Annotated in this window: 21 protein-coding genes; 8 read left to right on the top strand and 13 right to left on the bottom strand. The window is 69.1% G+C overall.

Going from position 1 to position 25,525, the window contains the following annotated elements:
- The first annotated feature begins 178 nt into the window (after positions 1-178).
- Positions 179-1,117 carry a heme A synthase gene (locus tag ASE68_RS09310; RefSeq protein WP_055857676.1) on the top strand — a complete coding sequence of 313 codons (939 nt, stop codon included), beginning with the start codon at positions 179-181 and terminating at the stop codon, positions 1,115-1,117.
- Positions 1,117-1,722, top strand: a complete 606-nt coding sequence (locus ASE68_RS09305; RefSeq protein WP_055857674.1) for a gamma carbonic anhydrase family protein — start codon at positions 1,117-1,119, stop codon at positions 1,720-1,722. Before ASE68_RS09310 ends, ASE68_RS09305 begins: the two co-directional genes overlap by 1 nt.
- A 96-nt stretch (positions 1,723-1,818) precedes the next feature.
- Here ASE68_RS09305 and ASE68_RS09300 read toward each other — a convergent pair whose 3' ends face one another.
- Entirely contained in the window at positions 1,819-2,739 is a 921-nt protein-coding gene (locus ASE68_RS09300) for a heme o synthase (RefSeq protein ID WP_055857672.1), read from the bottom strand.
- A 329-nt stretch (positions 2,740-3,068) separates the two neighbouring features.
- Here ASE68_RS09300 and tkt point away from each other — a divergent pair, with 329 nt between their 5' ends.
- The 6 genes from tkt to pgl are packed head-to-tail and all read left to right on the top strand — an operon-like array spanning position 3,069 to position 11,184.
- Positions 3,069-5,162 (top strand): transketolase, encoded by a 2,094-nt coding sequence (tkt, locus tag ASE68_RS09295; protein ID WP_055857670.1) that lies wholly within the window; start codon positions 3,069-3,071, stop codon positions 5,160-5,162.
- Positions 5,163-5,189: 27 nt separating this feature from the next.
- A complete protein-coding gene (gene tal, locus ASE68_RS09290; protein ID WP_055857668.1) occupies positions 5,190-6,302 on the top strand; it encodes a transaldolase in 1,113 nt (370 codons plus the stop codon).
- Complete coding sequence (locus tag ASE68_RS09285; protein ID WP_055857666.1) at positions 6,299-7,903, top strand: glucose-6-phosphate isomerase; 1,605 nt, start codon at positions 6,299-6,301, stop codon at positions 7,901-7,903. Before tal ends, ASE68_RS09285 begins: the two co-directional genes overlap by 4 nt.
- A 16-nt stretch (positions 7,904-7,919) precedes the next feature.
- Positions 7,920-9,461, top strand: coding sequence for a glucose-6-phosphate dehydrogenase (gene zwf, locus ASE68_RS09280; protein WP_055857665.1), 1,542 nt, complete (start codon positions 7,920-7,922; stop codon positions 9,459-9,461).
- A complete protein-coding gene (locus ASE68_RS09275) occupies positions 9,458-10,417 on the top strand; it encodes a glucose-6-phosphate dehydrogenase assembly protein OpcA (protein ID WP_055857662.1) in 960 nt (319 codons plus the stop codon). The genes zwf and ASE68_RS09275 overlap by 4 nt, the downstream gene beginning before the upstream one ends.
- On the top strand, positions 10,414-11,184 hold the full coding sequence (pgl, locus tag ASE68_RS09270; RefSeq protein ID WP_055857660.1) for a 6-phosphogluconolactonase: 771 nt from the start codon (positions 10,414-10,416) through the stop codon (positions 11,182-11,184). The genes ASE68_RS09275 and pgl overlap by 4 nt, the downstream gene beginning before the upstream one ends.
- Positions 11,185-11,276: 92 nt before the next feature.
- Here the strand turns inward: pgl and ASE68_RS09265 are convergent, their stop codons facing one another.
- The 12 genes from ASE68_RS09265 to coaE all read right to left on the bottom strand — a co-directional run bounded on the left by ASE68_RS09265 (position 11,277) and on the right by coaE (position 25,507).
- On the bottom strand, positions 11,277-11,642 hold the full coding sequence (locus ASE68_RS09265) for an RNA polymerase-binding protein RbpA (RefSeq protein ID WP_055857659.1): 366 nt from the start codon (positions 11,640-11,642) through the stop codon (positions 11,277-11,279).
- A 4-nt stretch (positions 11,643-11,646) separates the two neighbouring features.
- Positions 11,647-11,898, bottom strand: a complete 252-nt coding sequence (gene secG, locus ASE68_RS09260; RefSeq protein ID WP_055857657.1) for a preprotein translocase subunit SecG — start codon at positions 11,896-11,898, stop codon at positions 11,647-11,649.
- Positions 11,899-12,005: 107 nt separating this feature from the next.
- Positions 12,006-12,794 carry a triose-phosphate isomerase gene (gene tpiA / locus ASE68_RS09255; RefSeq protein WP_055857655.1) on the bottom strand — a complete coding sequence of 263 codons (789 nt, stop codon included), beginning with the start codon at positions 12,792-12,794 and terminating at the stop codon, positions 12,006-12,008.
- Positions 12,788-13,999 (bottom strand): phosphoglycerate kinase, encoded by a 1,212-nt coding sequence (pgk, locus tag ASE68_RS09250; RefSeq protein ID WP_055857653.1) that lies wholly within the window; start codon positions 13,997-13,999, stop codon positions 12,788-12,790. The genes tpiA and pgk overlap by 7 nt, the downstream gene beginning before the upstream one ends.
- Positions 14,000-14,010: 11 nt before the next feature.
- A complete protein-coding gene (gap, locus tag ASE68_RS09245) occupies positions 14,011-15,015 on the bottom strand; it encodes a type I glyceraldehyde-3-phosphate dehydrogenase (protein ID WP_055857651.1) in 1,005 nt (334 codons plus the stop codon).
- Positions 15,016-15,109: 94 nt separating this feature from the next.
- Positions 15,110-15,736, bottom strand: coding sequence for a superoxide dismutase (locus ASE68_RS09240; protein WP_055857648.1), 627 nt, complete (start codon positions 15,734-15,736; stop codon positions 15,110-15,112).
- 179 nt (positions 15,737-15,915) lie between these two features.
- Entirely contained in the window at positions 15,916-16,896 is a 981-nt protein-coding gene (whiA, locus tag ASE68_RS09235; protein WP_055857646.1) for a DNA-binding protein WhiA, read from the bottom strand.
- 67 nt (positions 16,897-16,963) lie between these two features.
- On the bottom strand, positions 16,964-17,836 hold the full coding sequence (gene rapZ, locus ASE68_RS09230) for an RNase adapter RapZ (protein WP_055857644.1): 873 nt from the start codon (positions 17,834-17,836) through the stop codon (positions 16,964-16,966).
- 36 nt (positions 17,837-17,872) lie between these two features.
- Positions 17,873-19,777, bottom strand: a complete 1,905-nt coding sequence (uvrC, locus tag ASE68_RS09225; protein WP_055857642.1) for an excinuclease ABC subunit UvrC — start codon at positions 19,775-19,777, stop codon at positions 17,873-17,875.
- Positions 19,778-19,779: 2 nt separating this feature from the next.
- The gene (gene uvrA / locus ASE68_RS09220) at positions 19,780-22,734 is read right to left on the bottom strand and encodes an excinuclease ABC subunit UvrA (RefSeq protein WP_157421591.1); all 2,955 of its coding nucleotides are present in this window, start codon (positions 22,732-22,734) and stop codon (positions 19,780-19,782) included.
- A gap of 9 nt (positions 22,735-22,743) precedes the next feature.
- Positions 22,744-24,810, bottom strand: coding sequence for an excinuclease ABC subunit UvrB (gene uvrB, locus ASE68_RS09215; protein ID WP_055857637.1), 2,067 nt, complete (start codon positions 24,808-24,810; stop codon positions 22,744-22,746).
- 79 nt (positions 24,811-24,889) lie between these two features.
- A complete protein-coding gene (coaE, locus tag ASE68_RS09210; protein WP_055857635.1) occupies positions 24,890-25,507 on the bottom strand; it encodes a dephospho-CoA kinase in 618 nt (205 codons plus the stop codon).
- Positions 25,508-25,525 lie beyond the last annotated feature (18 nt).

The following is a 25,525-nucleotide window of genomic DNA, read 5'->3' as shown; positions in this document are numbered from 1 at the left end:
GAGATGGTGATGATGTGCGGGTGGCGTCAATGCAAACCTAAGATGGTCGGGTACCGCATCGCGCGTTCTCTCGCGCGCCTCGCGGCATTCCCCAACCACCCAAGTCTATAGGGTCGCGCCGCGCACTGGTCCGTACTCCCAGTGGCGTCACAGGCCGGCCCGGAGCAGGACTCCCAGCGTGAACCGCTTCACCGCGTGGCTCCCCCAGCACGTCGACCGCCGCATCCGCTTCTTCGCGTGGCTCTCGTTCATCGCGCAGACCACGATCATCGCGACGGGCGGTGCGGTGCGGCTCACGGGTTCCGGCCTCGGATGCCCCACCTGGCCGACGTGCACGCCCGGGTCGCTCGTGCCGACCGAAGAGCTGAGCTACCACTCGCTGATCGAGTTCGGCAACCGCCTCATGACGGGCGTCGTCGGCATCGTCGCGCTGATCCTCTTCATCCTCGTGTGGCGCATCCGCGCCGAACGACGCGACCTGTTCACGCTGTCCTTCATCGTTGGCGTCGGCATCGTCGCCCAGGCGCTCGTCGGCGGCATCACCGTCTGGACCGGCCTCAACCCGTTCATCGTCGGGTTCCACTACGTCTCGTCGCTGCTGCTCGTCTGCGTCATGGCGGCGTTCCTCGTGCGCATGAACGGCGAGCCCGGGCCCCGCGAGCGGGCGGTCCCCGCGTGGTACGCCGGCCTCACCCATGCCACGAGCGCGGTCCTCGCGATCTCGATCGTGTTCGGCATCCTGACCACCGGCGCGGGCCCACACTCCGGAGATGCCGCCGCAGGCCGCAACGGCTTCGATGCCGAGGTCCTCGAGCACATCCACGCCTGGCCGGGCTACGCGGTGTTCGCGCTCACGCTCGCGCTCGTGATCGGCGCCTGGTCGCTGAAACTGCCCACGCTCCGCTGGTCGCTCGTGCTGCTCGGCGTCGAGCTCGTGCAGATCGCCGTCGGCCTGTACCAGGCGCGCAACGGCCTGCCGCCGCTCGCCGTCGGCATCCACATGGTGCTCGCCGCCCTGACCGCGGCGGCCATGACCGTCGTGATCCTGCACCTCAAGCGCCCGAGTGCGACGGATGCCGCGGCGGCCGTCGCGCCCGTCGAGGCGGCCGCGCGCTGATGCTCGTCCGTCATCGCGGCCGCGACCCGTTCATCTCACCCGCGGCCACGGTGGCGCCGGGGGCGATCATCTCTGGCGACGTCGTCGTCGACGCGGGTGCGCGCATCATGCACGGCGCCGTGCTCACCGCCGAGGACGGCCGGGTGCGCGTCGGTGCCGAGAGCGTCGTGCTCGAGCACGCGGTGGTTCGCGGGCGGGCCGGACACCCCGCGATCATCGGCTCGCACGTCATGATCGGTCCGCACGCCCACGTCAACGGGGCCGAGATCGGCGACGGCGCCTTCATCGCGACCGGTGCGGCCGTGTTCCCCGGTGCGGTCGTCGGCGCCGGCGCCGAGGTGCGCGTGAACGGCGTCGTCCAGGTGAACACGACGCTCGAGCCGGGCGCGGTGGTGCCCATCGGCTGGATCGCGGTCGGCACGCCCGCGCAGCTGTTCGCCCCCGAACGCCACGACGAGATCTGGGCCGTGCAGCGGCCCCTCGACTTCCCTGGCACGGTCTACGGCGTCGACCGCACCGCGGGCATGGACGAGATCCTCCGACGGCAGTCGGCGTTCTACGCGGCCCATGACGACGACGTGGTCATCGTCGACGACGACGCCTGACGCGGCATCCGATCGGCGAGATCAGGTCGACGCGACATCCGCTCGAAGATCGAGGTCGAGATGGAGGTCGACCAGATCAGATCAGACCGGGCCGGATCAGAACGGCAGCAGCGGATCGATGCCGACGGCGAGGAACACCAGCGTCAGGTAGGCGATCGAGCCATGGAAGACGCGCATCGGCGAGACCTGCACGTGGCGGATCGCGAGGTTGTACAGGCGGTGCGTCTCGTAGATGAACCACACGCCCGTGACGAGCGCGACGCTCGAGTAGAGCAGGCCCATGCCGGCCACGGGGATGAGCAGCAGCGAGCACGCCACGGTCGCCCAGGCGTAGAGGATGACCTGCAGGCCGACCTGGGCGCGACCGCGCACGACCGCGAGCATCGGCACGCCGGCGGCCGCGTAGTCGTCCTTGTACTTCATCGAGAGCGGCCAGTAGTGCGGCGGCGTCCAGAGGAAGATGATGAGGAACAGGATGAACGGCGGCCAGCTCAGGTCGCCCGTGACCGCGGCCCAGCCGATGAGCACCGGCATGCAGCCGGCGATGCCGCCCCACACGATGTTCTGCGCCGTGCGGCGCTTGAGGATCAGGCTGTAGAAGACGACGTACAGCAGGATCGCGGCGAGCGAGAGCGCCGCGGCGACCCAGTTCGTGAAGATGCCGAGCCACACGATCGACGCGATGCCCAGTCCGTAGGCGAAGACGAGCGCCTCGCGGTCGGACAGCTCGCCCGTGACGAGCGGGCGACCCTGGGTGCGCTTCATGACGCGGTCGATGTCGCGGTCGATGTAGCAGTTGAACGCGCCGGCCGATCCGGCGCTCATCGCGCCGCCGATCAGGGTCGCGACCATGAGCCAGAGGCTCGGCAGGCCGTTCTGGGCCAGGATCATCGTCGGCGCGGTGACCACGAGCAGCAGCTCGATCACGCGCGGCTTCGTGAGTGCCAGGTACGCCGAGAGCTTGCGCTTCAGGGTCGACTCGGTCGTCGCTTGCCGCGTCTCAACTGCTGCCTGCATCGCTCCTCTTCCGCGCGGGCGCGACGAACACGACGCGGCCCACACGGCATTCTATGTCATCCGGCGTCATCGGTATCCGCGACCGCGCCCCGGCGGTTTCCCCGGATGAGGCGACCTCACACGATGATCTCGGGTCCGTGAACCCACTGTCACGTCCGCGAAACTGAGCCTTTCCATATACTTTGAGCATGCGGGCCTCCCCGCGTTGTTCACGACCCACACACTCCGAGAGTGTGCTCGTGCGCGCGGGCTGGCAACGTCGCCGCAGCGATTTCCCTGGCTGACCGAGAAACTCGGGGCCGCTCACCATCGGAAGGAACACTCCACTCGTGACTCACCTGAACTGGGAGACCATCGACGATCGCGCTGTCGACACCGCACGGATCCTGGCGGCCGACGCCGTCGAGAAGGTCGGCAACGGCCACCCCGGCACGGCCATGAGCCTCGCTCCGGCCGCGTACCTGCTGTTCCAGAAGGTCATGCGCCGCGACCCCGCCGACCACCAGTGGCTCGGCCGCGACCGCTTCATCCTCTCGGCGGGCCACAGCTCGCTCACCCAGTACGTGCAGCTCTACCTGGCCGGCGACGGCCTCGAGCTCGACGACCTCAAGTCGCTGCGCACCTGGGGCTCGAAGACCCCCGGACACCCCGAGTACGGCCACACCGACGGCGTCGAGATCACCACGGGCCCGCTCGGGCAGGGTCTCGCCTCTGCCGTCGGCTTCGCCTACGCCTCACGCTTCGAGCGCGGCCTGTTCGACCCGGATGCCGCGGCGGGCACGAGCCCGTTCGACCACCACGTGTACGTGATCGCTGGCGACGGCGACCTGCAGGAGGGCATCACGAGCGAGGCGTCCTCGCTCGCCGGGCACCAGCAGCTCGGCAACCTCGTCGTGATCTACGACTCCAACCAGATCTCGATCGAGGACGACACGAACATCGCCTTCACCGAGAATGTGGCCGAGCGCTACGCGGCCTACGGATGGCACGTGCAGACCGTCGACTGGAAGAAGACCGGCCAGTACGTCGAAGACGTCGCCGAGCTGCACGCCGCGATCGAGGCCGCGAAGGGCGAGACCTCGAAGCCGTCGATCATCATCCTGAAGACGATCATCGGCTGGCCGTCGCCCGGCAAGCAGAACTCGGGCAAGATCCACGGCTCGGCGCTCGGCGCCTCCGAGCTCGCCGCGACGAAGGAGGTGCTCGGCTTCGACCCCGAGGCGACCTTCGTCGTCGCCGAAGACGTCATCGAGCACACCCGCGGTGCGCACGAGCGCGGCGCCGCGGCCAAGGCCGAGTGGCAGGTGTCGTTCGACGCATGGGCCGCCGCGAACCCCGAGCGCAAGCAGCTCCTCGACCGGCTCGAGGCCGGCGAACTGCCAGAGGGCATCGCCGACGCGCTGCCCGCGTTCGAGGGCGGCACCGAGGTGTCCACCCGTGCCGCGAGCGGCAAGGTCATCAACGCCCTGGCCGCGCAGCTCCCCGAGTTCTGGGGCGGCTCCGCCGACCTCGCCGAGTCGAACCTCACGACGATCAACGGCGCCGCCTCGTTCATCCCGGCCGAGTGGTCGACGCACGAGTTCTCGGGCAACCCGTACGGCCGCGTGCTGCACTTCGGCATCCGCGAGCACGCCATGGGCGCCATCGTCAACGGCATCGTCCTGCACGGCAAGACGCGTCCGTTCGGCGGCACGTTCCTGATCTTCAGCGACTACATGCGCCCCGCAGTGCGCCTCGCGGCGCTCATGAAGGTGCCCTCGATCTTCGTCTGGACCCACGACTCGGTCGCGCTCGGCGAAGACGGCCCGACGCACCAGCCGATCGAGCAGCTCGCGACGCTCCGCGCGATCCCCGGGTTCACGGTCGTGCGCCCGGCCGACGCGAACGAGACGGCCGCCGCCTGGCTCGAGATCCTCACGCGCCGCGACGCCCCCGTCGGCATCGCGCTGACCCGCCAGAACATCCCCGTGTTCGCACGCGGCGAGGGCGAGGCATCCGGCGACGCGCTCGCCTCCACCGACGGCGTCGCGAAGGGCGCGTACGTGCTCGCCGATGCCGCCTCGGGCACGCCCGACGTGATCCTCATCGCGACCGGCTCCGAGGTGCAGCTCGCCGTCGCGGCGCGCGAGCAGCTCGCCGCCGACGGCATCCAGGCGCGCGTCGTCTCGGCGCCGAGCCTCGAGTGGTTCGAGGAGCAGGATGCCGCGTACCGCGAGTCCGTGCTTCCGGCCGCCGTCACCGCGCGTGTCTCGGTCGAGGCCGGCATCGCGCTCAGCTGGGGCCGCTACGTCGGCGACCGCGGTCGCAGCGTGTCCATCGAGCACTTCGGCGCATCCGCCGACTACAAGACGCTCTTCCGGGAGTTCGGCATCACGACCGAAGCCGTCGTCGCCGCCGCCAAGGAATCGCTCGCGTCGGCCTGACGCGAACACGAAGGAGATCCGAGAACCATGAGCACCACCACCCCCACCGCCGAACTCTCCGCAGCCGGCGTCAGCATCTGGCTCGACGACCTGTCGCGCGAGCGCATCGCCTCCGGAGGCCTCGAGAAGCTGATCGCCGAGCGCGACGTCGTCGGCGTCACCACGAACCCGACGATCTTCGCCGGGGCGCTCACGAACGGCGCCGCGTACGCGGACCAGGTCGCAGCCCTGGCCGCCGCCGGAGCCGACGTCGACACCGCCGTGTTCGAGATCACGACCGACGACGTGCGGGCGGCATCCGACATCTTCCGCCCGGTCTACGACGCGAGCAAGGGCTATGACGGCCGTGTGTCGATCGAGGTCGCCCCCGACCTCGCGCACGACACCGACGGCACCATCGCCTCGGCGAAGGCGCTCTGGGCCAAGGTCGACCGCCCCAACGCCATGATCAAGATCCCGGCGACCGTCGAGGGCCTCGCCGCCATCACGGCCGCGATCGGCGCGGGCATCAGCGTGAACGTGACGCTGATCTTCAGCCTCGACCGCTACCGCGCCGTCATCGCGGCCTACCTCGCGGGCCTCGAGATCGCGAAGGAGGCCGGCATCGACCTCTCGACCATCCACTCGGTGGCATCGTTCTTCGTGTCGCGCGTCGACACCGAGATCGACAAGCGCCTCGAGGCGATCGGCACCGACGAGGCGCTCGCCCTCAAGTCCAAGGCCGGCGTGGCCAACGCCCAGCTCGCCTACGAGCTGTTCGAGCAGGAGTTCGGCGGCGAGCGTGCCACCGCGCTCCTCGAGGCCGGCGCGAACCGCCAGCGCCCGCTGTGGGCGTCGACGGGCGTCAAGGACCCGGCGCTGCCCGACACGCTCTACGTGACCGGACTCGTCGCGCAGGGCGTCGTGAACACCATGCCCGAGAAGACCCTCGAGGCCACCTTCGACCACGGCGTGATCGAGGGCGACAGCATCACCGGCGCCTACGCATCCGCCGCCGAGGTGCTCGACGCCCTCGCCGCGGTCGGCGTCTCCTACGACGACGTGACGGCACTCCTCGAGCGCGAGGGCGTCGAGAAGTTCATCGTCTCGTGGCACGAGCTGCTCGACACGGTCCGGGGCGCGCTGGAGTCGGCGCGATGAGCTTCCGCATCGCCGTCAGCGGCGCCGCCGCCGAGGCCGTCCGGTCGACCGTCCCCGGCCTCGTGACCGAGCTGCTCGCGAGCGGCATCACCGCCCAGGACGGCTCGCTCTGGGGCCCCGCCGCCGAAGAGGAGTCGTCGAAGCGTCTCGGGTGGACCGAGGCCGTCGCCATCTCCCGTCCGCTGGTGCCCGAGATCGAGGCACTGCGCGCGCAGCTCCACGCCGAGGGCGTCCGTCACATCGTGCTCGCGGGCATGGGCGGCTCCTCGCTCGCGCCCGAGGTCATCACGCGCACCGCCGGCGTCGAGCTGACCGTGCTCGACTCCACCGAGCCCGGCCAGGTTCGCGCGGCACTCGCCGACCGCCTCGCGGAGTCGGCGCTCGTCGTCTCGTCGAAGTCCGGATCGACCGTCGAGACCGACAGCCAGCGTCGCGTGTACGAGCAGGCCTTCACCGAGGCCGGCATCGACCCCGTCAGCCGCATCGTGATCGTGACCGACCCCGGTTCGCCCCTCGACGAGTCGGCGCGTGCCGCGGGCTACCGCGTGTTCAACGCCGACCCGAACGTCGGCGGGCGCTACTCCGCGCTCACCGCGTTCGGCCTCGTGCCGTCCGGACTCGCGGGCGTCGACATCGCCGAGATCCTCGACGAGGCCGAGAGCATCGAGCTCGCACTCGCCGTCGACTCCCCCGAGAACCCCGGACTCGTGCTCGGTGCGGCCATCGCCGCCACGACGCCGCGCCGCGACAAGCTCGCGATCGTCGCCGACGGCACGCACATCGTCGGGTTCGCCGACTGGGCCGAGCAGCTGATCGCCGAGTCGACGGGCAAGGAGGGCACCGGCATCCTGCCCGTCGTCCTCGAGACGGGCGCTCCCGAGCTCTCCGGCGATCTCGCCGACCTCCAGGTCGTGCGCGTCGTCGGCGACGCCGGCCTCGAGCAGCTCGTCGACGACGGCACCGACGAGATCCGCGTCTCCGGCACGCTCGGCGCGCAGCTCCTCGTCTGGGAGTACGCCACCGCCGTCGCCGGTCGCCTCCTCGGCATCAACCCCTTCGACCAGCCCGACGTCGAGTCCGCGAAGATCGCCGCTCGCGGCCTGCTCGACGCACGCCCCGAGCCCACGCCCGCGGCGTTCGTCGCCGCCGGCATCGAGGTGCGCGGCACGCCCGAGGTCATCGGCGCGTCGAGCGACCTCGAGTCCGCGATCGAGGTGCTGCTCGAGGAGCTGCCCGAGAACGGCTACCTCTCGGTGCAGGCCTACGTCGACCGCGTCGCGCACCCCGAGCTCGAAGAGCTCCGGGCACGCCTCGCCGCACGCGCCGGCCGTCCGGTCACCTTCGGATGGGGCCCCCGCTTCCTGCACTCGACCGGCCAGTTCCACAAGGGCGGCCCCGCCGTCGGCGTGTTCCTCCAGGTCACCCAGGCGGTCGCAGAGGACCTCTCGATCCCCGAGCGCCCGTTCACCTTCGGCCAGCTCATCGCCGCACAGGCGTCGGGTGACTCGAGCGTGCTGGCCGACCACGGTCGCCCGGTGCTCACGCTCACCCTCACCGATCCTGCGACGAACGTCGCGGCGCTCTTCGACGCCATCGGCTGATCCAGGAAGGGTCCACATGCCTCCGGCAACCATCTCCGCCGCGCACAACCCGCTGCGGTCCCCGAAGGACTACCGGCTCAATCGCATCGCCGGTCCTTCGAGCCTCATCATCTTCGGCGTGACGGGCGACCTGTCGCGCAAGAAGCTGATGCCGGCCGTGTACGACCTCGCCAACCGAGGCCTGCTCCCTCCCGGATTCGCGCTCGTGGGCTTCGCCCGCCGCGACTGGCAGGACCAGGACTTCGAGAAGGTCGTGCACGACTCGGTGCGGCAGTACGCCCGCACCGAGTTCCGTGAAGACGTCTGGAAGCAGCTCGCCCGAGGCATCCGCTTCGTCCAGGGCGACTTCGACGACGACGCCGCGTTCGACCGCCTCCGCGGCGTCGTCGCCGACCTCGACGCCGAGCGCGGAACGATGGGCAACCACGCGTTCTACCTCTCGATCCCGCCGAAGTCGTTCCCGCTCGTGACGGAGCAGCTCAAGCGCTCCGGCCTCACCGAGCAGAAGGACGGCCAGTGGCGCCGCGTCGTCATCGAGAAGCCGTTCGGCTCCGACCTGAAGACGGCGCGCGAGCTGAACGACGTCGTGGCCTCGGTCTTCCCGCCCGACTCGGTGTTCCGCATCGACCACTACCTGGGCAAGGAGACCGTTCAGAACATCCTCGCCCTGCGCTTCGCGAACCAGCTCTACGAGCCCATCTGGAATGCGAACTACGTCGACCACGTGCAGATCACCATGGCCGAGGACATCGGCGTCGGTGGTCGTGCGGGGTACTACGACGGCATCGGCGCGGCGCGCGACGTCATCCAGAACCACCTGTTGCAGCTCCTCGCGCTCACCGCGATGGAGGAGCCGATCTCCTTCGAGGCCGCCGACCTGCGCGCCGAGAAGGAGAAGATCCTCGCGGCAGTACGGCTGCCAGAGGATCTCGCGACCGGCACCGCCCGCGGCCAGTACGCGGGCGGTTGGCAGGGCGGCGAGGAGGTCATCGGCTTCCTCGACGAAGACGGCATGAACCCCGAGTCGCTCACCGAGACGTACGCGGCCATGAAGCTGACCATCGGCACCCGCCGTTGGGCCGGCGTGCCGTTCTACCTGCGCGCAGGCAAGCGCCTGGGGCGCCGTGTGACCGAGATCGCGGTCGTCTTCAAGCGCGCGCCGCAGCAGCTGTTCGCCGACAGCCAGACCTCGCAGCTCGGCGAGAACGCCCTCGTGATCCGCGTTCAGCCCGACGAGGGCGTGACGATCCGATTCGGCTCGAAGGTCCCTGGCGCCGGCATGCAGGTGCGCGACGTGACCATGGACTTCGGCTACGGCCACGCCTTCACCGAGGCGAGCCCCGAGGCGTACGAGCGGCTCATCCTCGACGTGCTGCTCGGCGACCCGCCGCTGTTCCCCCGTCAGGAGGAGGTCGAGCTCTCCTGGAAGATCCTCGACCCGATCGAGGAGTTCTGGTCCACGCAGGGCCAACCCGAGCAGTACCGCCCCGGCACGTGGGGTCCGGCATCCGCCGACGCCCTGCTCGCCCGCGACGGACGAACCTGGAGGCGCCCGTGATCGTCGACCTGCCCGACACCACCACCAGCAAGGTCTCGAAGTCGCTCGTCAAGATCCGCGAGGAGAACGGCGTCGTCGCGCTCGGACGCGTGCTGACCCTCGTCATCGCCACGACGCCCGGCGTCGAAGAGGAGGCGATCGAGGCGGCGAACGACGCCTCGCGCGAGCACCCGATGCGCGTCATCGTGGTCTCGGTCGACCCCGATGAGGCCGACGGCGTCGAGCCGCGCCTCGACGCGGAGATCCGAGTCGGCGGCGATGCCGGTGCGAGCGAGGTCATCGTGCTGCGCGCGCACGGCCCCGTCGCCCACGACGAGGAGAGCCTCGTCATGGCGCTGCTGCTGCCCGACGCCCCCGTCGTGACCTGGTGGCCGGGTGCGGCCCCCGCGGTGCCGGGCACGTCGCCGCTCGGTCGCATCGCCCAGCGTCGCATCACGGATGCCTCGAGCCAGCCCGACCCGCAGGCGGCGCTCCGCGCCCTCGTCGACAGCTACACGCCGGGCGACGCCGACTTCGCGTGGACGCGTCTCACGCTGTGGCGTGCGCAGCTCGCGGCGGTGCTCGACCAGCCGCCGCACGCACCGGTGACCAAGGTGCACGTGACGGGCGCGGTCGACTCTCCGTCGACGACGCTCCTGGCCGCCTGGCTGCACCTGCAGCTCGACGCGCCGACGAGCTACGTGCTGACGGATGTCTCGGAGGGGTCGCACGGCATCCACGGCGTCACGCTCGAGCGCGAGACCGGGGCCATCGAGCTCATCCGCGACGTGCCCGGCGTGGCGACGCTCCGTCAGCCCGGCCAGCCGCTGCACGACGTGGCGCTGCCGCGTCGCACGCTCCGCGACTGCCTCGCCGACGAGCTTCGCCGACTCGACCCCGATGAGCTGTACGGTGAGGTCATCAGGAGCGGCCTCGCGCTGCTCAGCGAACCGTCGGCCGAGGGAGCCACCGCATGACGAATGAACGCCGAGTCCTGGTGCACCCCGACAAGGGTTCGCTGGCCAGTTCGGTGGCGGCGCGGTTCATCACGAAGATGCTCGACATCCTCGACGACCAGCCGATCGCGCACGTCGTGCTGACCGGTGGGTCGATGGCCGGTGCGGTGCTCGAATCGATCGCCTCCTCCCCCGCCCGCACGAGCATCGACTGGGCGCGCGTGCACTTCTGGTGGGGCGACGAGCGGTGGGTTCCCGCAGGGAGTGAGGAACGCAACGACTGGATCGCCGATCGGGCCCTGCTCGACGACCTCGACCTGCCCGAAGAGAACGTGCACCGCTTCCCGGCATCCGACGCGGGCCTGACGCTCGACGAGGCGGCGGTCTCGTTCGCGGGCGAGCTCGCCGAGCACGGCGTCGACGGAGCAGAGGCGCCGGCGTTCGACATCACGTTCCTCGGCGTGGGGCCCGACGGCCACATCGCGTCGTTGTTCCCGCACCGGTCGGGCATCCAGGTCACCGATCGATCGGTCATCGCCGTTCGCAACTCCCCCAAGCCGCCGCCCGAGCGCCTCAGTCTCACGAGACCGGTGATCAACGCGTCGCAGCGCATCTGGTTCGTGCTGTCCGGGGCCGACAAGGCCTCGGCGCTCGGCTTGGCGCTCGCGGGTGCCAGCCGCGACGAGGTGCCCGTGGCGGGCATCAAGGGCCGTCGCCGCACCGTGTTCTTCGTGGACTCGGATGCCGCCGCCGAGGTTCCCGAGGGCCTCATCGCGCGCGACTACTGACGCCGAGAGCGTACGAAGAAGGGGCGAGCCGTTCGGCTCGCCCCTTCTTCATGTCTGCTCGGCGATCGCGATCGCAACCCTCGCGGCGTCGGCTACGCCTTGGGCGTCTGCCCGCGACGCGCGCGGAGCTGCGTCAATGCCTCTTCGAGGAGCGCGGCGGCTTCTTCGTCGCTGCGACGCTCCTTCACGTAGGCGAGGTGCGTCTTGTACGGCTCGAGCTTGGAGACCGAAGGCGGGTTCTCCTTGTCACGGCCTGCCGGCAGCCCGGTGGACGGGCTGTCGATGGTCTCGGGGATCTCCTCTTCGGGCAGGCTCGCCGCGAAGTAGCGGACGGTCTCGTTGCCCTGGGCGTCCCAGTAGCTCACGGCGACGCGGTCGGCGTGGAAGCCGCGGTCCTGTTCGCCCATGGGGCCTGCACCGACCCGCGATCCGCGGATGGCGCTGTTTCCGGAAGCCATGCGCTCAGATTCCCGAGTCGAACTTCGTGATCAGGCCGAGGATGACGATGCACGTCACCCAGACGAGGCCCAGGATCACGGTGATGCGATTGAGGTTGCGCTCGGCAACACCCGATGCACCGAGGCTTGAGGTGACGCCGCCGCCGAACATGTCGGACAGACCGCCACCGCGGCCCTTGTGCAGCAGGATGAGCAGCGTCAGCAGGAGGCTCGTGATACCGAGCAGGACCTGCAGGACGACCTGGAGAATCTCCACGGTGAACCTTTCCGGGCACGACAAGGGGGTCTGTGCCGATATACGAGTATAGCGGGACGGAAAGCGCGGGGCCGGAGACACGCGTCTCCGGCCCCGCGCCGCCTGAATCAGGCTCCGACGTGCTTCTTGAAGCGGACGATGCTCGAGAACTCGTCGATGTCGAGGCTCGCGCCGCCGACGAGCGCGCCGTCGACGTTCGGCTCCCGGAGGAACGAGGCGATGTTCGCCGCCTTGACCGAGCCGCCGTAGAGCACGCGCGTGGCGCCGGCGACGTCGTCGCCGAAGAGTTCGCGCAGCACTCCGCGGAGCGCCTCGCAGACCTGCTCGGCCTGCTGCGGCGTCGCCGCCTGGCCGGATCCGATGGCCCAGACGGGCTCGTACGCGATGACGAGGCCCTTCGCGCCCTCGACGTTCTCGAGGGCGGCGCGGAGTTGCGCCACCGGCACGGCGCTCGGGCCGTGCTCCTCGAGGTCTTCGGCGGTCTCGCCGACGCAGAGCACCGGCACGATGCCGTGGCGGTGAGCCGCGAGCACCTTCGCGTTGACGTCCGCATCGGTCTCGCCGTGCAGTGTGCGACGCTCGGAGTGGCCGATGATCACGTACGCGCACTCGAGCTTCGCGAGGAACGCGCCGGAGACCTCACCCGTGTAGGCGCCCGAGTCGTGGGCCGAGACATCCTGAGCGCCATAGGCGATCGGCAGGTTGTCGGCCGCGATGAGCGTCTGCACCGAGCGGATGTCGGTGAACGGCGGGAAGACCGCGACCTCGGCATCGGCCGGGTCGTGCTTCGCGTCCTTCAGCGACCACGCGAGCTTCTGCGTGAACGCGACCGCCTGCAGGTGATCGAGGTTCATCTTCCAGTTGCCTGCGATGAACGGGGTGCGCTTGCCTACCATCCGAGGACCTCCAGTCCGGGGAGCTTCTTGCCCTCGAGGAACTCGAGGCTCGCGCCGCCGCCCGTCGAGATGTGACCGAACTGGTCGTCCGAGAATCCGAGCTGGCGGACCGCGGCTGCCGAGTCGCCGCCGCCGACGACGCTGAGACCGTCGACCTCGGTGAGCGCCTGCGCGACGGCACGAGTGCCGCCCGCGAAGGGTGCGAGCTCGAACACGCCCATCGGGCCGTTCCAGAACACCGTCTTCGACGAGCGGATGTGCTCGGCGAAGGCGGCGGCCGTCTCGGGTCCGATGTCGAGGCCGAGGCCGGATGCGCCGAACGGCGTCTCCTCGATGGCATCGGCGGGAGCGACCACGTGCTCCGCCTCGCCCGAGAACGACGCGGCGACGACGACATCCGTCGGCAGCACGATGTCGACGCCGCGCTCGGCGGCCTCGGCGAGGTAGCCCTTCACGGTCTCGATCTGGTCGGCCTCCAGCAGGCTGGAGCCGACCTTGTGGCCCTGGGCCGCGAGGAAGGTGAAGAGCATGCCGCCGCCGATGAGCAGCGTGTCGACCCGCGGCAGCAGGTGCGCGATCACGCCGAGCTTGTCGGACACCTTCGAGCCGCCGAGCACGACCGCGTACGGACGCTCGGGGTTCTCGGTGAGGCGGTCGAGCACGTCGAGCTCGGCGGCGATGAGCAGGCCGGCCGCACTCGGGCGGAGCTCTTCGAGTTCGAAGACGCTCGCCTGCTTGCGGTGCACCACGCCGAATCCGTCGGAGACGACGGAATCGGCGAACGCCGCCAGCTCGCCGGCGAATGCGGTGCGCTCGGCTTCGTTCTTCGAGGTCTCCCCCGGGTTGAACCGCAGGTTCTCGAGCACGAGGATCTCGCCGTCGGCGAGGGCCTCCACCTTGGCCGTGGCGTCGTCGCCGACCGTGTCGGTCGCGAACGCGACGGGCACGTCGACGAGTTCGCCGAGGCGGGCGGCGACCGGCGCGAGGCTGTACTTCGCGTCGGGGGCGCCCTCAGGGCGGCCGAGGTGGGAGACGACGATCACGCGCGCCCCTTGGTCGGTCAGCGCGGTGAGTGTCGGCAGCGACGCCCGAACGCGACCGTCGTCCGTGATGACCCCGTCCTTGAGAGGAACGTTGAGGTCACAACGGACGACGATGCGCGAACCGGCGAGCGAACCGAGGCTATCGATCGTTCGCAGTGTCACGATGACGCGATTCAGAGACGTTCGGCGACGTACTCGGTCAGGTCGACGAGACGGTTGGAGTAGCCCCACTCGTTGTCGTACCAGCTCGAGAGCTTCACCTGGTTGCCGATGACGCGCACGAGCCCGGCGTCGAAGATCGACGAGTGCGGGTCGGTCACGATGTCGCTCGACACGATGTCGTCTTCGGTGTACTTGAGGATGCCCTTCAGGGGGCCCTCGGCCGCAGCCTTGTAGGCGGCCTTGACCTCATCGACCGTGACCGGGGTCTTGGTGGTGACCGTGAGGTCGGTGATCGAGCCGGTGGGCACCGGCACGCGCAGCGCGAAGCCGTCGAGCTTGCCGACGAGCTCGGGCAGCACGAGGCCGATGGCCTTGGCCGCACCGGTCGACGTGGGGACGATGTTGATCGCCGCTGCGCGAGCACGACGGAGGTCGCTGTGCGGGCCGTCCTGCAGGTTCTGGTCGGCCGTGTAGGCGTGCACCGTGGTCATGAGGCCGTGCTCGATGCCGAAGGTGTCGTTGAACACCTTGGCGAGCGGCGCGAGGCAGTTCGTGGTGCACGACGCGTTCGAGATGATGTGGTGCTTCTCGGGGTCGTACTCGTGCTCGTTGACGCCGATGACGAACGTGGCGTCCTCGTCGGTCGCGGGGGCCGAGATGAGCACCTTCTTGGCGCCGGCCTCGATGTGCTTGCGGGCGGCGGCGGCCTTGGTGAAGAAGCCGGTCGACTCGATGACGATGTCGACGCCGAGCTCGCCCCAGGGCAGGTTGGCGGGGTCGCGCTCCGCGAAGGCCTTGATCGCGGTGCCGTTGACGATGATGTTGTTCTCGTCGTAGTCGACCGTCGCGTCCAGGCGACCCGTGATCGAGTCGTACTTCAGCAGGTGTGCGAGCGTCTTGTTGTCGGTGAGGTCGTTGACCGCGACGATCTCGAGATCTGCTCCCTGGGCGAGGGCAGCACGGAAATAGTTGCGGCCGATGCGGCCGAAGCCGTTGATGCCGATCTTTACAGACACGGATCTCTCCTGAATTGACGGTGCGCGAGCGCGCGGGTTTTTGGAATGATCGGACGGCGGTGTCCCCGGACGATGCCCGAGGACACCGTCACGATTACGACAGTAGCAGCAGCCCTGAGGTCTTCTCGTTTGCTGCCGCGAAGCGCTTCTGCACGTTGTCCCAGTCGGCGATCGTCCAGAACGCCTTGACGTAGTCGGCGCGCACATTGCGGTAGTCGAGGTAGTAGGCGTGCTCCCACACGTCCAGCATGAGCAGCGGCACGATACCGGCGGGCAGGTTGCCCTGCTGGTCGAAGAACTGCACGATGATCAGGCGCTGGCCGAGCGAGTCCCAGGCGAGCACCGCCCATCCGGAGCCCTGCACGCCGAGCGCGGTCGCGGTGAAGTGCGCCTGGAAGGCGTCGAACGAACCGAACTGGTCGTCGATGGCCGCCGCGAGCTCACCGGTGGGCTTGTCGCCGCCGTTCGGCGAGAGATTGGTCCAGAAGATCGAGTGGTTGATGTGACCGCCGAGGTTGAACGAGAGGTCCTTCTCGAGCTTGTTCACGTTGGCGAGGTTGCCCGTCTCGCGCGCCTCGGCGAGCTGCGCGAGGGCGGTGTTCGCACCCGTCACGTACGCCTGGTGATGCTTCGAGTGGTGCAGCTCCATGATGGTGCCACTGATCGCCGGCTCGAGCGCCGAGTAGTCGTAGGCGAGATCGGGGAGGGTGTAGTCAGCCATTGCTTCTCCTTGTCAGATGCCGGGCGTTCCGGGCCTCTGCCCGGTGTTCCGCGGCTGCGCATTCGAGTCTATGCCCGCTGCCGGGCACGCCGGGCCGGGGTTGACGTTCGATGACACGAGGCGCAGGGGTCGACGAAGCGACGGATGCCGCGGCATCCGTCGCTTCGATCAAGGTCGGTCTAGACGTCGTCGAGGTCGGCCGGCAGGCTCGCCTCGGTGCCCGGCACCCCGAGCGCGGCGGCACGGTTGTCGGCCATGGCCAGCAGGCGGCGGATGCGGCCCGCGACGGCGTCCTTCGTCATGGGCGGGTCGGCGTGGTGACCGAGCTCGTCGAGGCTCGACTCGCGGTGCGCGAGTCGCAGTTCGCCGGCGTACTTCAGGTGCTGCGGGATGTCGTCGCCGAGCAGCTCCATCGCCCGCTCGACGCGCGCGCACGCCGCGACGGCGGCCTGAGCCGACCGGCGGAGGTTCGCGTCGTCGAAGTTCACGAGCCGGTTCGCGGTCGCACGCACCTCGCGACGCTGCCGCAGTTCCTCCCAGTTGCGCACGGTGCCGCTCGCGCCCATGAGCGAGAGCATGGCGCTGATGGCCTCGCCGTCGCGGATGACGACGCGGTGCACGCCGCGCACCTCGCGCGCCTTCGCCGAGATGCCGAGTCGCCCGGCGGCGCCGACGAGGGCCATCGCCGTCTCGTTGCCGGGGCAGGTGATCTCGAGCGCGGCCGACCGGCCCGGATCGGTGAGGCTGCCGTGCGCGAGGAACGCCCCGCGCCACACGGCCGCGACCTCGTCGCGCGACCCGGTCGTGAGCTTGTTCGGCAGTCCGCGAACCGGCCGGCGACGCGCGTCGAGCAGGCCGGTCTGGCGTGCGAGCGTCTCACCGCCATCGAGCACCCGGAGCAGGAACTGGTTCGAACGGCGGATGCCGGAGGGCGCGATCACCGAGACATCCGGTCGCACACCATAGAGCTCCCCCAGGTCGCGCGTGACGCGCTTCGCGGTCGTCGGGGAATCGAGCTCGGCCTCGATCGCGATACGACCCGAGATGATGTGCAGGCCGCCGGCGAACCGCAGCACCGAGGCCAGCTCGGCCGCCCGGACGCTCGTCTTCGAGACGTCGACGCGGGCCAGTTCTTCTTTCACATCCGCGGTCAATGCCACCTCGTGATCCTTCCTTTGGGTGGATGCGCGGGAATGGCACCCCGCGCGTCATGGACAGTTCGAACGCTCACTCGCGCCCGAGGTCGCGGTGCCGCACGCTGACCGCGAGGTCGGGGAACTCGGCGAGGCGCGACGCGAGCTCGCGGACCATCGCCACCGAGCGGTGCTTGCCGCCGGTGCAGCCGACCGCGATCGTCGCGTGGCCCTTGTTCTCGCGCTGATAGCCGCTCAGCACGGGCTCGAGCGCCTTGACGTAGGCGTCGACGAACTCCTGCGCCCCCGGTTGCCTCAGGACGTAGTCGGACACGGCCGGATCTTCGCCCGTGAGATTGCGGAGCTCGCCGATCCAGAACGGGTTCGGCAGGAACCGCGCGTCGGCGACGAGGTCGGCGTCGGTCGGCAGCCCGTACTTGAAGCCGAAGCTGAGCAGTGTCACGCGGACGCCGGCTCTGCCGGCCTCGGCGAAGGTGTCGGTGATCAAGTTCGCGAGCTGATGGATGTTGAGCTCGGACGTGTCGACCACGAGGTCGGCCGCCTCGCGGAGCTCGGCGAGGCGCGAGCGCTCGGCTCCGATTCCGTCGAGCAGCGTGCCGTTGCCCTGCAGCGGGTGCGGGCGCCGGACGGCCTCGAAACGACGCACGAGCACCGTATCGGTCGCGTCGAGGAACACCACGCGCACGTTCACCCCGGTGCGGAGCGCCTGGATGATCTCGCGGAGCTCGGCGAAGAAGTCACGGCCGCGGATGTCGACCACCGCGGCGATGCGCGGCAGCGACGCGCCGGCCCGCTCGACGAGTTCGACCAACGGCCGGAGCATCTGCGGTGGCAGGTTGTCGACCACGTACCAGCCGAGATCCTCGAGGGCGTTGCCGACGGTCGAACGACCGGCCCCCGACATCCCGGTGACGATGAGCATCTCCTGCTCGACCTCGGTTGCCATCGCCTCGGTTCCCCTTCCCGCACGTCGAGAACCAGCCTAGCGGGGTTGGGCTGCGGCACCGGTTCGAAGCTCCTCGTGCACGACGGCCGCGAGCGTCGGCCCGAACCCGTCGACGCTGCCGATCTCGTCGACGGATGCCGCGCGCAGGCGCTTCACCGATCCGAAGTGCCGCAGCAGCGTCTTGATGCGGGTGGGGCCGAGGCCCGGGATCTCGGCGAGCACCGATGAGATGTCGCGCTTGCGGCGCTGCCGCTGGTGCGTGATCGCGAACCGGTGCGCCTCGTCGCGGACGCGCTGGAACAGGAACAGCGCATCGCTGTTGCGCGGCAGGATCACCGGGTAGTCGGCGTCGGGGGTCCAGATCTCCTCGAGGCGCTTCGCGATGCCGCAGAGGTAGATGCCCTCGACGCCGGACTCCGCGAGCGCCCGTGCGGCGGCCTCGACCTGCGGCTCCCCGCCGTCGACCACGAGGAGGTTGGGCCGGTACGAGAACTTCGAGCGACGCGTGCCGTCGACGACCTCCGCTGCTGCGGGGTCGTCGGCCGCAGGCTCCCCGGCCGGCGCCGCAAGATACGCGAGCCTCCGGGTCAGCACCTGGTGGATCGAATCGGTGTCGTCGGTCGACTCGGGGATCGTGAACCGCCGGTACTCGTCTTTTCGGGGCAGGCCGTCTTCGAAGACGACCATGGAGGCGACGATGTTCGTGCCGCTCAGGTGCGACACGTCGAAGCACTCGATGCGCAGCGGGGCATCCGCCATGCCGAGCGCCTCCTGGATGTCTTCGAGCGCCCGGGAACGCGTCGTGAAATCGGCGCTCCGTCGGGTCTTGTAGAGCATGAGCGACTGCTTCGCGTTCTGCGTCGCGGTCGCGAGCAGCGCTGCCTTGTCGCCGCGCTGCGCGGCGCGCAGCCGCACCTTTCGGCCGGCCCGCTCGGTGAGCCAGGTCTCGAGCGCCGGGGCGTCGTCGGGCAGCTCTGGCACGACGACCTCGCGCGGCGGAGCGAGCTGGCCGCCGTAGGCGTTCTGCACGACGGAGTCGACGAGGTCGCCGATGGGCACGTCGAGCTCCTTGTCGACGGTCCACGAGTGCACACCGCGCACCCGACCCCCGCGCACGACGAAGATCTGCACCGCTGCAGCGAGTTCGTCGTGGTCGATTCCGAACACGTCGACATCGACGTCGTCGCGGAGCACGACCGCACTCTTCTCGAAGAACTCGGTGGCCGCCTGAAGCTGGTCGCGCCTGCGAGCCGCGGTCTCGTACTCGAACGATGCGGATGCCTCGAGCATCTGCTGCGAGAGTTCGTCGACGATGCGGCGATCCTGGTTCGTCATGAACGAGACGAACCGTTCGACGTTCGCCCGGTGCTCCTCGATGCCGACCTGCCCCGAACACGGCCCGAAGCACCGACCGATCTGCCCGGCGAAGCACGGTCGGCCGGTGGCCATCGCCCGGCGATAGTCGGAGTCCTTGCAGGTGCGGATCGGGAACAGCTTCAGCAGGAGCTCGAGCGTCTCGTTGACCGCCCAGACCTTCGGGTACGGACCGAAGTACCGGGCTCCGGGGATGCCGCTGCGGCGCGTGACGATCGCGCGAGGCGCCTCATCGGCGAGCGTCACCGCGAGGTAGGGGTACGACTTGTCGTCTCGGTACTTGACGTTGAACGGCGGATCGAACTCCTTGATCCACGTGTACTCGAGCTGCAGCGCCTCGACGTCGTTGCCGACGACGGTCCATTCGACCGAGGTCGCCGTGGTCACCATGCGCCGCGTGCGCTCGTGAAGCGTTCGGAGCGGCGCGAAGTAGTTCGAGAGCCGGGCGCGCAGGTTCTTGGCCTTGCCGACGTAGAGCACCCGACGGTCGTCGTCGCGGAACCGGTAGACGCCGGGCGCCGTCGGGATCTCCCCCGCCTTCGGGCGGTAGGCGAGCTCGTCGCTCATGGTCAGCTGGCGACTTCGACGCCCGCTCGCGCGACGTCGAAGATCTCGCGCAGGAAGTACCCCGTGTGGCTCTCGGACACGGCGGCGACCTGCTCGGGCGTGCCGGTGGCGACGATCTGACCGCCGCCCGAGCCGCCCTCAGGGCCGAGGTCGATGATCCAGTCGGCCGACTTGATCACGTCGAGGCTGTGCTCGATGACGATCACCGTGTTGCCCTTGTCGACGAGCTTGCCGAGCACCTTCAGGAGCTTGCGCACGTCTTCGAAGTGCAGGCCGGTGGTCGGCTCGTCGAGCACGTAGACGCTGCGCCCGTTGGAGCGGCGCTGCAGTTCGGTCGCGAGCTTGACGCGCTGGGCCTCGCCGCCCGAGAGCGTCGTGGCGCTCTGACCGAGCTGCACGTAGCCGAGGCCGACGTCGACGAGGGTCTTGAGGTAGCGGTGGATCGCCGAGATCGGCTCGAAGAACTCGGCCGCCTCGCTGATCGGCATCTGGAGCACTTCGGCGATGTTCTTGCCCTTGTAGTGCACCTGCAGGGTCTCGCGGTTGTAGCGCTGGCCGCCGCAGACCTCGCACGCCACGTACACGTCCGGCAGGAAGTTCATCTCGATCTTGATCGTGCCGTCGCCGGAGCACGCCTCGCATCGGCCGCCCTTGACGTTGAAGCTGAACCGACCCGGCAGGTAGCCGCGCGCCTTCGCCTCGTTGGTCTCGGAGAACAGGGTGCGGACGCGATCGAAGACGCCCGTGTAGGTCGCGGGGTTCGAACGCGGGGTGCGACCGATCGGCGCCTGATCGACGTGCACGACCTTGTCGAGCTGGTCGAGACCCGTGACGCGACGGTGCCTGCCCGGCAGCTTGCGCGCACCGTTCAGGCGGTTGGCGAGCACGCGGTACAGGATGTCGTTGACGAGCGAGGACTTGCCCGACCCGCTCACGCCGGTCACCGCGGTGAACACGCCGAGCGGGAAGTCCACGTCGACGCCGCGGAGGTTGTTCGCCTCGGCGCCCTGCACCGAGATCATGCGCTCGGCATCGATCGGCCTGCGCCGTTCGGGGATCGGGATCTCCTTGCGGCCGGAGAGGTAGTCGCCGGTCAGCGAGCGGGTGTTCTTCAGCAGGTCGCCGTAGCTGCCCGAGTGCACGACGGTGCCGCCGTTGACGCCTGCTCCCGGGCCGATGTCGACGATCCAGTCGGCGGTGCGGATCGTGTCTTCGTCGTGCTCGACCACGATGAGCGTGTTGCCCAGGTCGCGCAATGCCACGAGCGTGTCGATGAGGCGCCGGTTGTCGCGCTGATGCAGGCCGATGCTCGGCTCGTCGAGCACGTAGAGCACGCCCGTGAGGCCTGAGCCGATCTGCGTCGCGAGCCGGATGCGCTGCGCCTCGCCGCCCGAGAGCGTCGCCGCCGCCCTCGAGAGGTCGAGGTAGCTGAGCCCGACGCGGATCAGGAAGTCGAGCCGCAGCTTGATCTCGCGCAGCACCTGCGCGGCGATGGCCTGCTCGCGATCGGTGAGCTCGAGGCGGTCCATGAACGAGCGGGCATCGGTGAGGCTCAGGAGCCCGACATCTGCGATGCTCGCGTCGTGGATGAGCACGGAGAGCACCTCTGGCTTGAGTCGCTTGCCCTTGCAGACCGGACACGGCACCTCGCGCAGGTACTCGGACCAGCGGACGCGTTGCGCGTCGGTCTCGGCCTGCAGGTACTGGCGTTCGATGTACGGCACGACGCCCTCGAAGCCGGAGGTGTAGCTCATCTCGCGGCCGTATCGGTTGCGCCACTTCACCTTGACCTCGAAGTTGTCGCCCCGCAGCACGGCATCGCGGGCGGCCTCGTCGAGGTTCTCCCACGGGGTGTCGAGCGAGAACCCGAGGTCGCGCGAGAGGCCGACGAGGAGCTTCTCGTAGTAGTTGTAGAGGCTCTTGCCCTGTGAGGTCCAGGGGATGATCACGCCTTCGGCGATGCTGAGCGACGGATCGCCGAGCAGCAGCTGCTCGTCGACCGCCATGCGCGTACCGAGGCCGGAGCACTCGGGGCAGGCCCCGAACGGCGCGTTGAACGAGAAGGTCCGCGGCTCGATCTCGGTCAGCTGGATCGGGTGCTGGTTCGGGCACGAGAGCTTCTCGGAGAACATGTCCCAGGCTTCTGGCCCGGTCTTGTCGACGTAGTTGATCTGCACCAGGCCATCGGTCAGGCGCAACGCGGTCTCGAGGGAGTCCGTCAGGCGCCCGAGCACGTCGGGCCCGGCGACGAGCCGGTCGACGACCACCGAGATGTCGTGCTTGACCTGCTTCTTCAGCTTCGGCGGCTCGTCGAGGCGGATGAGCTCGCCATCGACCACGGCACGCGAGTAACCGCCGGCGGCCAGTTCGCGGAAGAGGTCGACGAACTCGCCCTTCTTCTGGGATACGACCGGGCTGAGCACCTGGAAGCGAACGCCGTGGTCGAGCTGCATGAGTTGATCGGCGATCTGCTGCACCGTCTGGCGCTGGATGGGCTCACCGCACACCGGGCAGTGCGGCACGCCGATGCGCGCCCACAGCAGTCGCATGTAGTCGTAGATCTCGGTGATCGTGCCGACCGTCGAGCGCGGGTTGCGGTTCGTCGACTTCTGATCGATCGAGACGGCCGGGCTGAGGCCCTCGATGAAATCGACGTCTGGGCGATCGACCTGGCCGAGGAACTGCCTCGCGTAGGCCGAGAGCGACTCGACGTAGCGGCGCTGGCCCTCGGCGAAGATCGTGTCGAACGCGAGCGACGACTTGCCGGAACCCGAGAGGCCGGTGAAGACCACCATCGCATCGCGTGGGATCTCGACGTCGACGTCTCGGAGGTTGTGTACGCGGGCACCGCGGACACTCAGGTGCGAATGGGCATCGAGACGTGAAACAGGCACTCTACGAGTGTAGGCAGACCCACCGACACGAACGCCGTGAGCGCACGCGCTCTGAGCGAACATATGTTCGATTCAGTCGAGATGTCCGGCCTTCTCCATCTGCCGGAGCTCTCGCTTCAGCTCGGAGACCTCATCGCGGAGGCGCGCGGCGAGCTCGAACTTGAGCTCGCCGGCCGCGACGAGCATCTGGTCGTTCAGGTCGCGGATGAGCTCTTCGAGATCGTTCGCGCCCTCGGCGGCGATGCCCTGACGGCGGAGGTTCGGCACTGGGGCCTTCTTGCGCGAGTCGCGACCCGCGAGCAACGCCGCGGTGTCGGCCTCCTCACGCGCGAGCAGTTGCGTGATGTCGGCGATGCGCTTGCGCAGGGGCTGCGGGTCGATGCCGTTGACCCGGTTGTACTCGATCTGGCGCTCGCGGCGCCGATCGGTCTCGTCGATCGCGGCGTTCATCGAGTCGGTGAGGACGTCGGCGTACATGTGCACTTCGCCCGAGACGTTTCGCGCGGCGCGGCCGATCGTCTGGATCAACGACGTGGAGGATCTCAGGAAGCCCTCCTTGTCGGCGTCGAGGATCGCCACGAGCGACACCTCGGGAAGGTCGAGTCCCTCTCGCAGCAGGTTGATGCCGACGAGCACGTCGTAGACGCCGGCGCGCAGCTCGGTCAGCAGTTCGACGCGGCGGAGCGTGTCGACATCCGAGTGCAGGTAGCGCACGCGAACCCCGGCTTCGGTGAGGTAGTCGGTGAGCTCCTCGGCCATGCGCTTCGTCAGCGTCGTGACGAGCACGCGCTCGTCGCGGTCGGCGCGGACCTTGATCTCCTCGAGGAGGTCGTCGATCTGTCCCTTCGAGGGCTTCACGACGATCTGCGGGTCGACGAGGCCGGTCGGACGGATGATCTGCTCGACCACGCCGTCGGCGATGCCCATCTCGTACCGGCCGGGGGTCGCCGAGAGGTACACGGCCTGGCCGACGCGGTTCTTGAACTCGTTCCACTTGAGCGGTCGGTTGTCGAGGGCGCTGGGAAGCCGGAATCCGTGCTCGACGAGGGTTCGCTTGCGCGACGAGTCGCCCTCGTACATCGCACCGATCTGCGGAACCGTCACGTGCGACTCGTCGATCACGACGAGGAAGTCGTCGGCGAAGTAGTCGAGGAGGCAATGGGGGGCCTCCCCCGGTGCGCGCCCGTCGATGTGCCGCGAGTAGTTCTCGATGCCGGAGCAGAAGCCGATCTGCTCCATCATCTCGAGGTCGAAGGTCGTGCGCATGCGCAGTCGCTGCGCCTCGAGGAGCTTGCCCTCGCGCTCGAGCTCGGCCAGCCGCTCTTCGAGCTCGATGCGGATCGTGCCGATGGCCCGCTGCATGACGTCGGTGCTCGCGACGTAGTGCGACCCGGGGAACACGGGCACCACGTCGAGCTTCGCGACCACCTGGCCGGTCAACGGATGCAGGCTGTACAGCGCCTCGATCTCATCGCCGAACATCTCGATGCGGATGGCGAGCTCCTCGTACACCGGGATGATCTCGATCGTGTCGCCGCGCACCCGGAACGTGCCGCGCGAGAACTCGACGTCGTTGCGCTGGTACTGCATCGAGACGAACTTGCGGATGAGCCAGTCGCGGTCGACCTGCTGGCCGACCTGCAGCGGCATCATCGCCTTCAGGTACTCCTCGGGGGTGCCGAGGCCGTAGATGCAGGAGACGGTCGACACGACGACCACGTCGCGCCGGCTCAGCAGCGAGTTCGTGGTCGAGTGCCGCAGCCGCTCGACCTCGGCGTTGACCGAGGAGTCCTTCTCGATGAAGGTATCGGTCTGGGGCACGTAGGCCTCGGGCTGGTAGTAGTCGTAGTACGAGACGAAGTACTCGATCGCGTTGTTCGGCATGAGCTCGCGGAACTCGTTCGCCAACTGCGCGGCGAGGGTCTTGTTGTGTGCGAGGACGAGCGTCGGCCGCTGCACCTGCTCGATGAGCCAGGCCGTGGTGGCGGACTTGCCGGTGCCGGTGGCGCCGAGCAGCACGACATCGGTCTCACCTGCGTTGATGCGCCCTGCGAGTTCGGCGATCGCGGCCGGCTGATCGCCGCTCGGCACGTACTCGCTGACGACCTCGAACGGACGGACTGATCGGGTGGCCTGCATGCCTTCAAGTCTAGGTTCGACCTCCGACACGACGGCCGGTTCAGCGGAGATCAGCAGCGCACCGGCAGCGCCGCTCAGATCACTTGGAGCGGGCGGCGCGCTCGTCGAGGATGCGGAACCAGAGCTCGTCGGTCTGGCTCATCGTGTGCGCGAGCGTGCCGTCGGTGTCGATCACGACATCGGCGACGGCGAGGCGCTCGGTGTTGGCGACCTGCGCGTCGACCCTGGCCTCCGCCTGCATGGGATCGAGGCCGCGATCCTCGACCAGCCGCTTCAACTGCGTCCGGCGGGGCGCGCTCGTCACGACGATCAGGTCGAAGGGATGGTCGACGGATGCCTCGACGAGCAGTGGGACGTCGTAGACCACGACGGCATCGGGGTCGGCGGCCTCGGCCTTCGCGAAGACCTTCGCGGAGAGCTCGCGCACCGCGGGATGCACGATCGCGTTGAGCGCTGCCCTGGCCTCGTCGTCGTTGAACACCAGCTCTCCGAGCTTCGCACGGTCGAGCGTGCCGTCGGGTCGCAGCACTCCGCTGCCGAACCGATCGACGATCGCCGCGATGCCGGGAGTGCCGGGCTCGACGACGCGTCTTGCCAGCTGGTCGGCGTCGACGTGCACGGCACCGTGCTCGTAGAGTCGCCTGGCGACCGTGGACTTTCCTGAGGCGATGCCGCCGGTGAGACCGATCAGATACACGGCTCCACTCTAGCGAGG

Origin of the sequence: Agromyces sp. Leaf222 (genome assembly GCF_001421565.1) — a bacterium.
Classification (GTDB): domain Bacteria; phylum Actinomycetota; class Actinomycetes; order Actinomycetales; family Microbacteriaceae; genus Agromyces.
The sequence above is the reverse complement of the archived record's forward strand: the minus strand, read 5'-3'. Positions and strand labels throughout refer to the sequence as shown.

Coding starts and splice junctions, on each gene's coding strand:
- ASE68_RS09305 (WP_055857674.1), top strand. CDS start 1,117: ATGCTCGTCCGTCATCGCGGCCGCGACCCGTTCATCTCACCCGCGGCC.
- ASE68_RS09300 (WP_055857672.1), bottom strand. CDS start 2,739: ATGCAGGCAGCAGTTGAGACGCGGCAAGCGACGACCGAGTCGACCCTG.
- tal (WP_055857668.1), top strand. CDS start 5,190: ATGAGCACCACCACCCCCACCGCCGAACTCTCCGCAGCCGGCGTCAGC.
- ASE68_RS09285 (WP_055857666.1), top strand. CDS start 6,299: ATGAGCTTCCGCATCGCCGTCAGCGGCGCCGCCGCCGAGGCCGTCCGG.
- zwf (WP_055857665.1), top strand. CDS start 7,920: ATGCCTCCGGCAACCATCTCCGCCGCGCACAACCCGCTGCGGTCCCCG.
- pgl (WP_055857660.1), top strand. CDS start 10,414: ATGACGAATGAACGCCGAGTCCTGGTGCACCCCGACAAGGGTTCGCTG.
- ASE68_RS09265 (WP_055857659.1), bottom strand. CDS start 11,642: ATGGCTTCCGGAAACAGCGCCATCCGCGGATCGCGGGTCGGTGCAGGC.
- tpiA (WP_055857655.1), bottom strand. CDS start 12,794: ATGGTAGGCAAGCGCACCCCGTTCATCGCAGGCAACTGGAAGATGAAC.
- ASE68_RS09240 (WP_055857648.1), bottom strand. CDS start 15,736: ATGGCTGACTACACCCTCCCCGATCTCGCCTACGACTACTCGGCGCTC.
- rapZ (WP_055857644.1), bottom strand. CDS start 17,836: ATGGCAACCGAGGTCGAGCAGGAGATGCTCATCGTCACCGGGATGTCG.
- uvrC (WP_055857642.1), bottom strand. CDS start 19,777: ATGAGCGACGAGCTCGCCTACCGCCCGAAGGCGGGGGAGATCCCGACG.
- uvrA (WP_157421591.1), bottom strand. CDS start 22,734: ATGTTCGCTCAGAGCGCGTGCGCTCACGGCGTTCGTGTCGGTGGGTCT.
- uvrB (WP_055857637.1), bottom strand. CDS start 24,810: ATGCAGGCCACCCGATCAGTCCGTCCGTTCGAGGTCGTCAGCGAGTAC.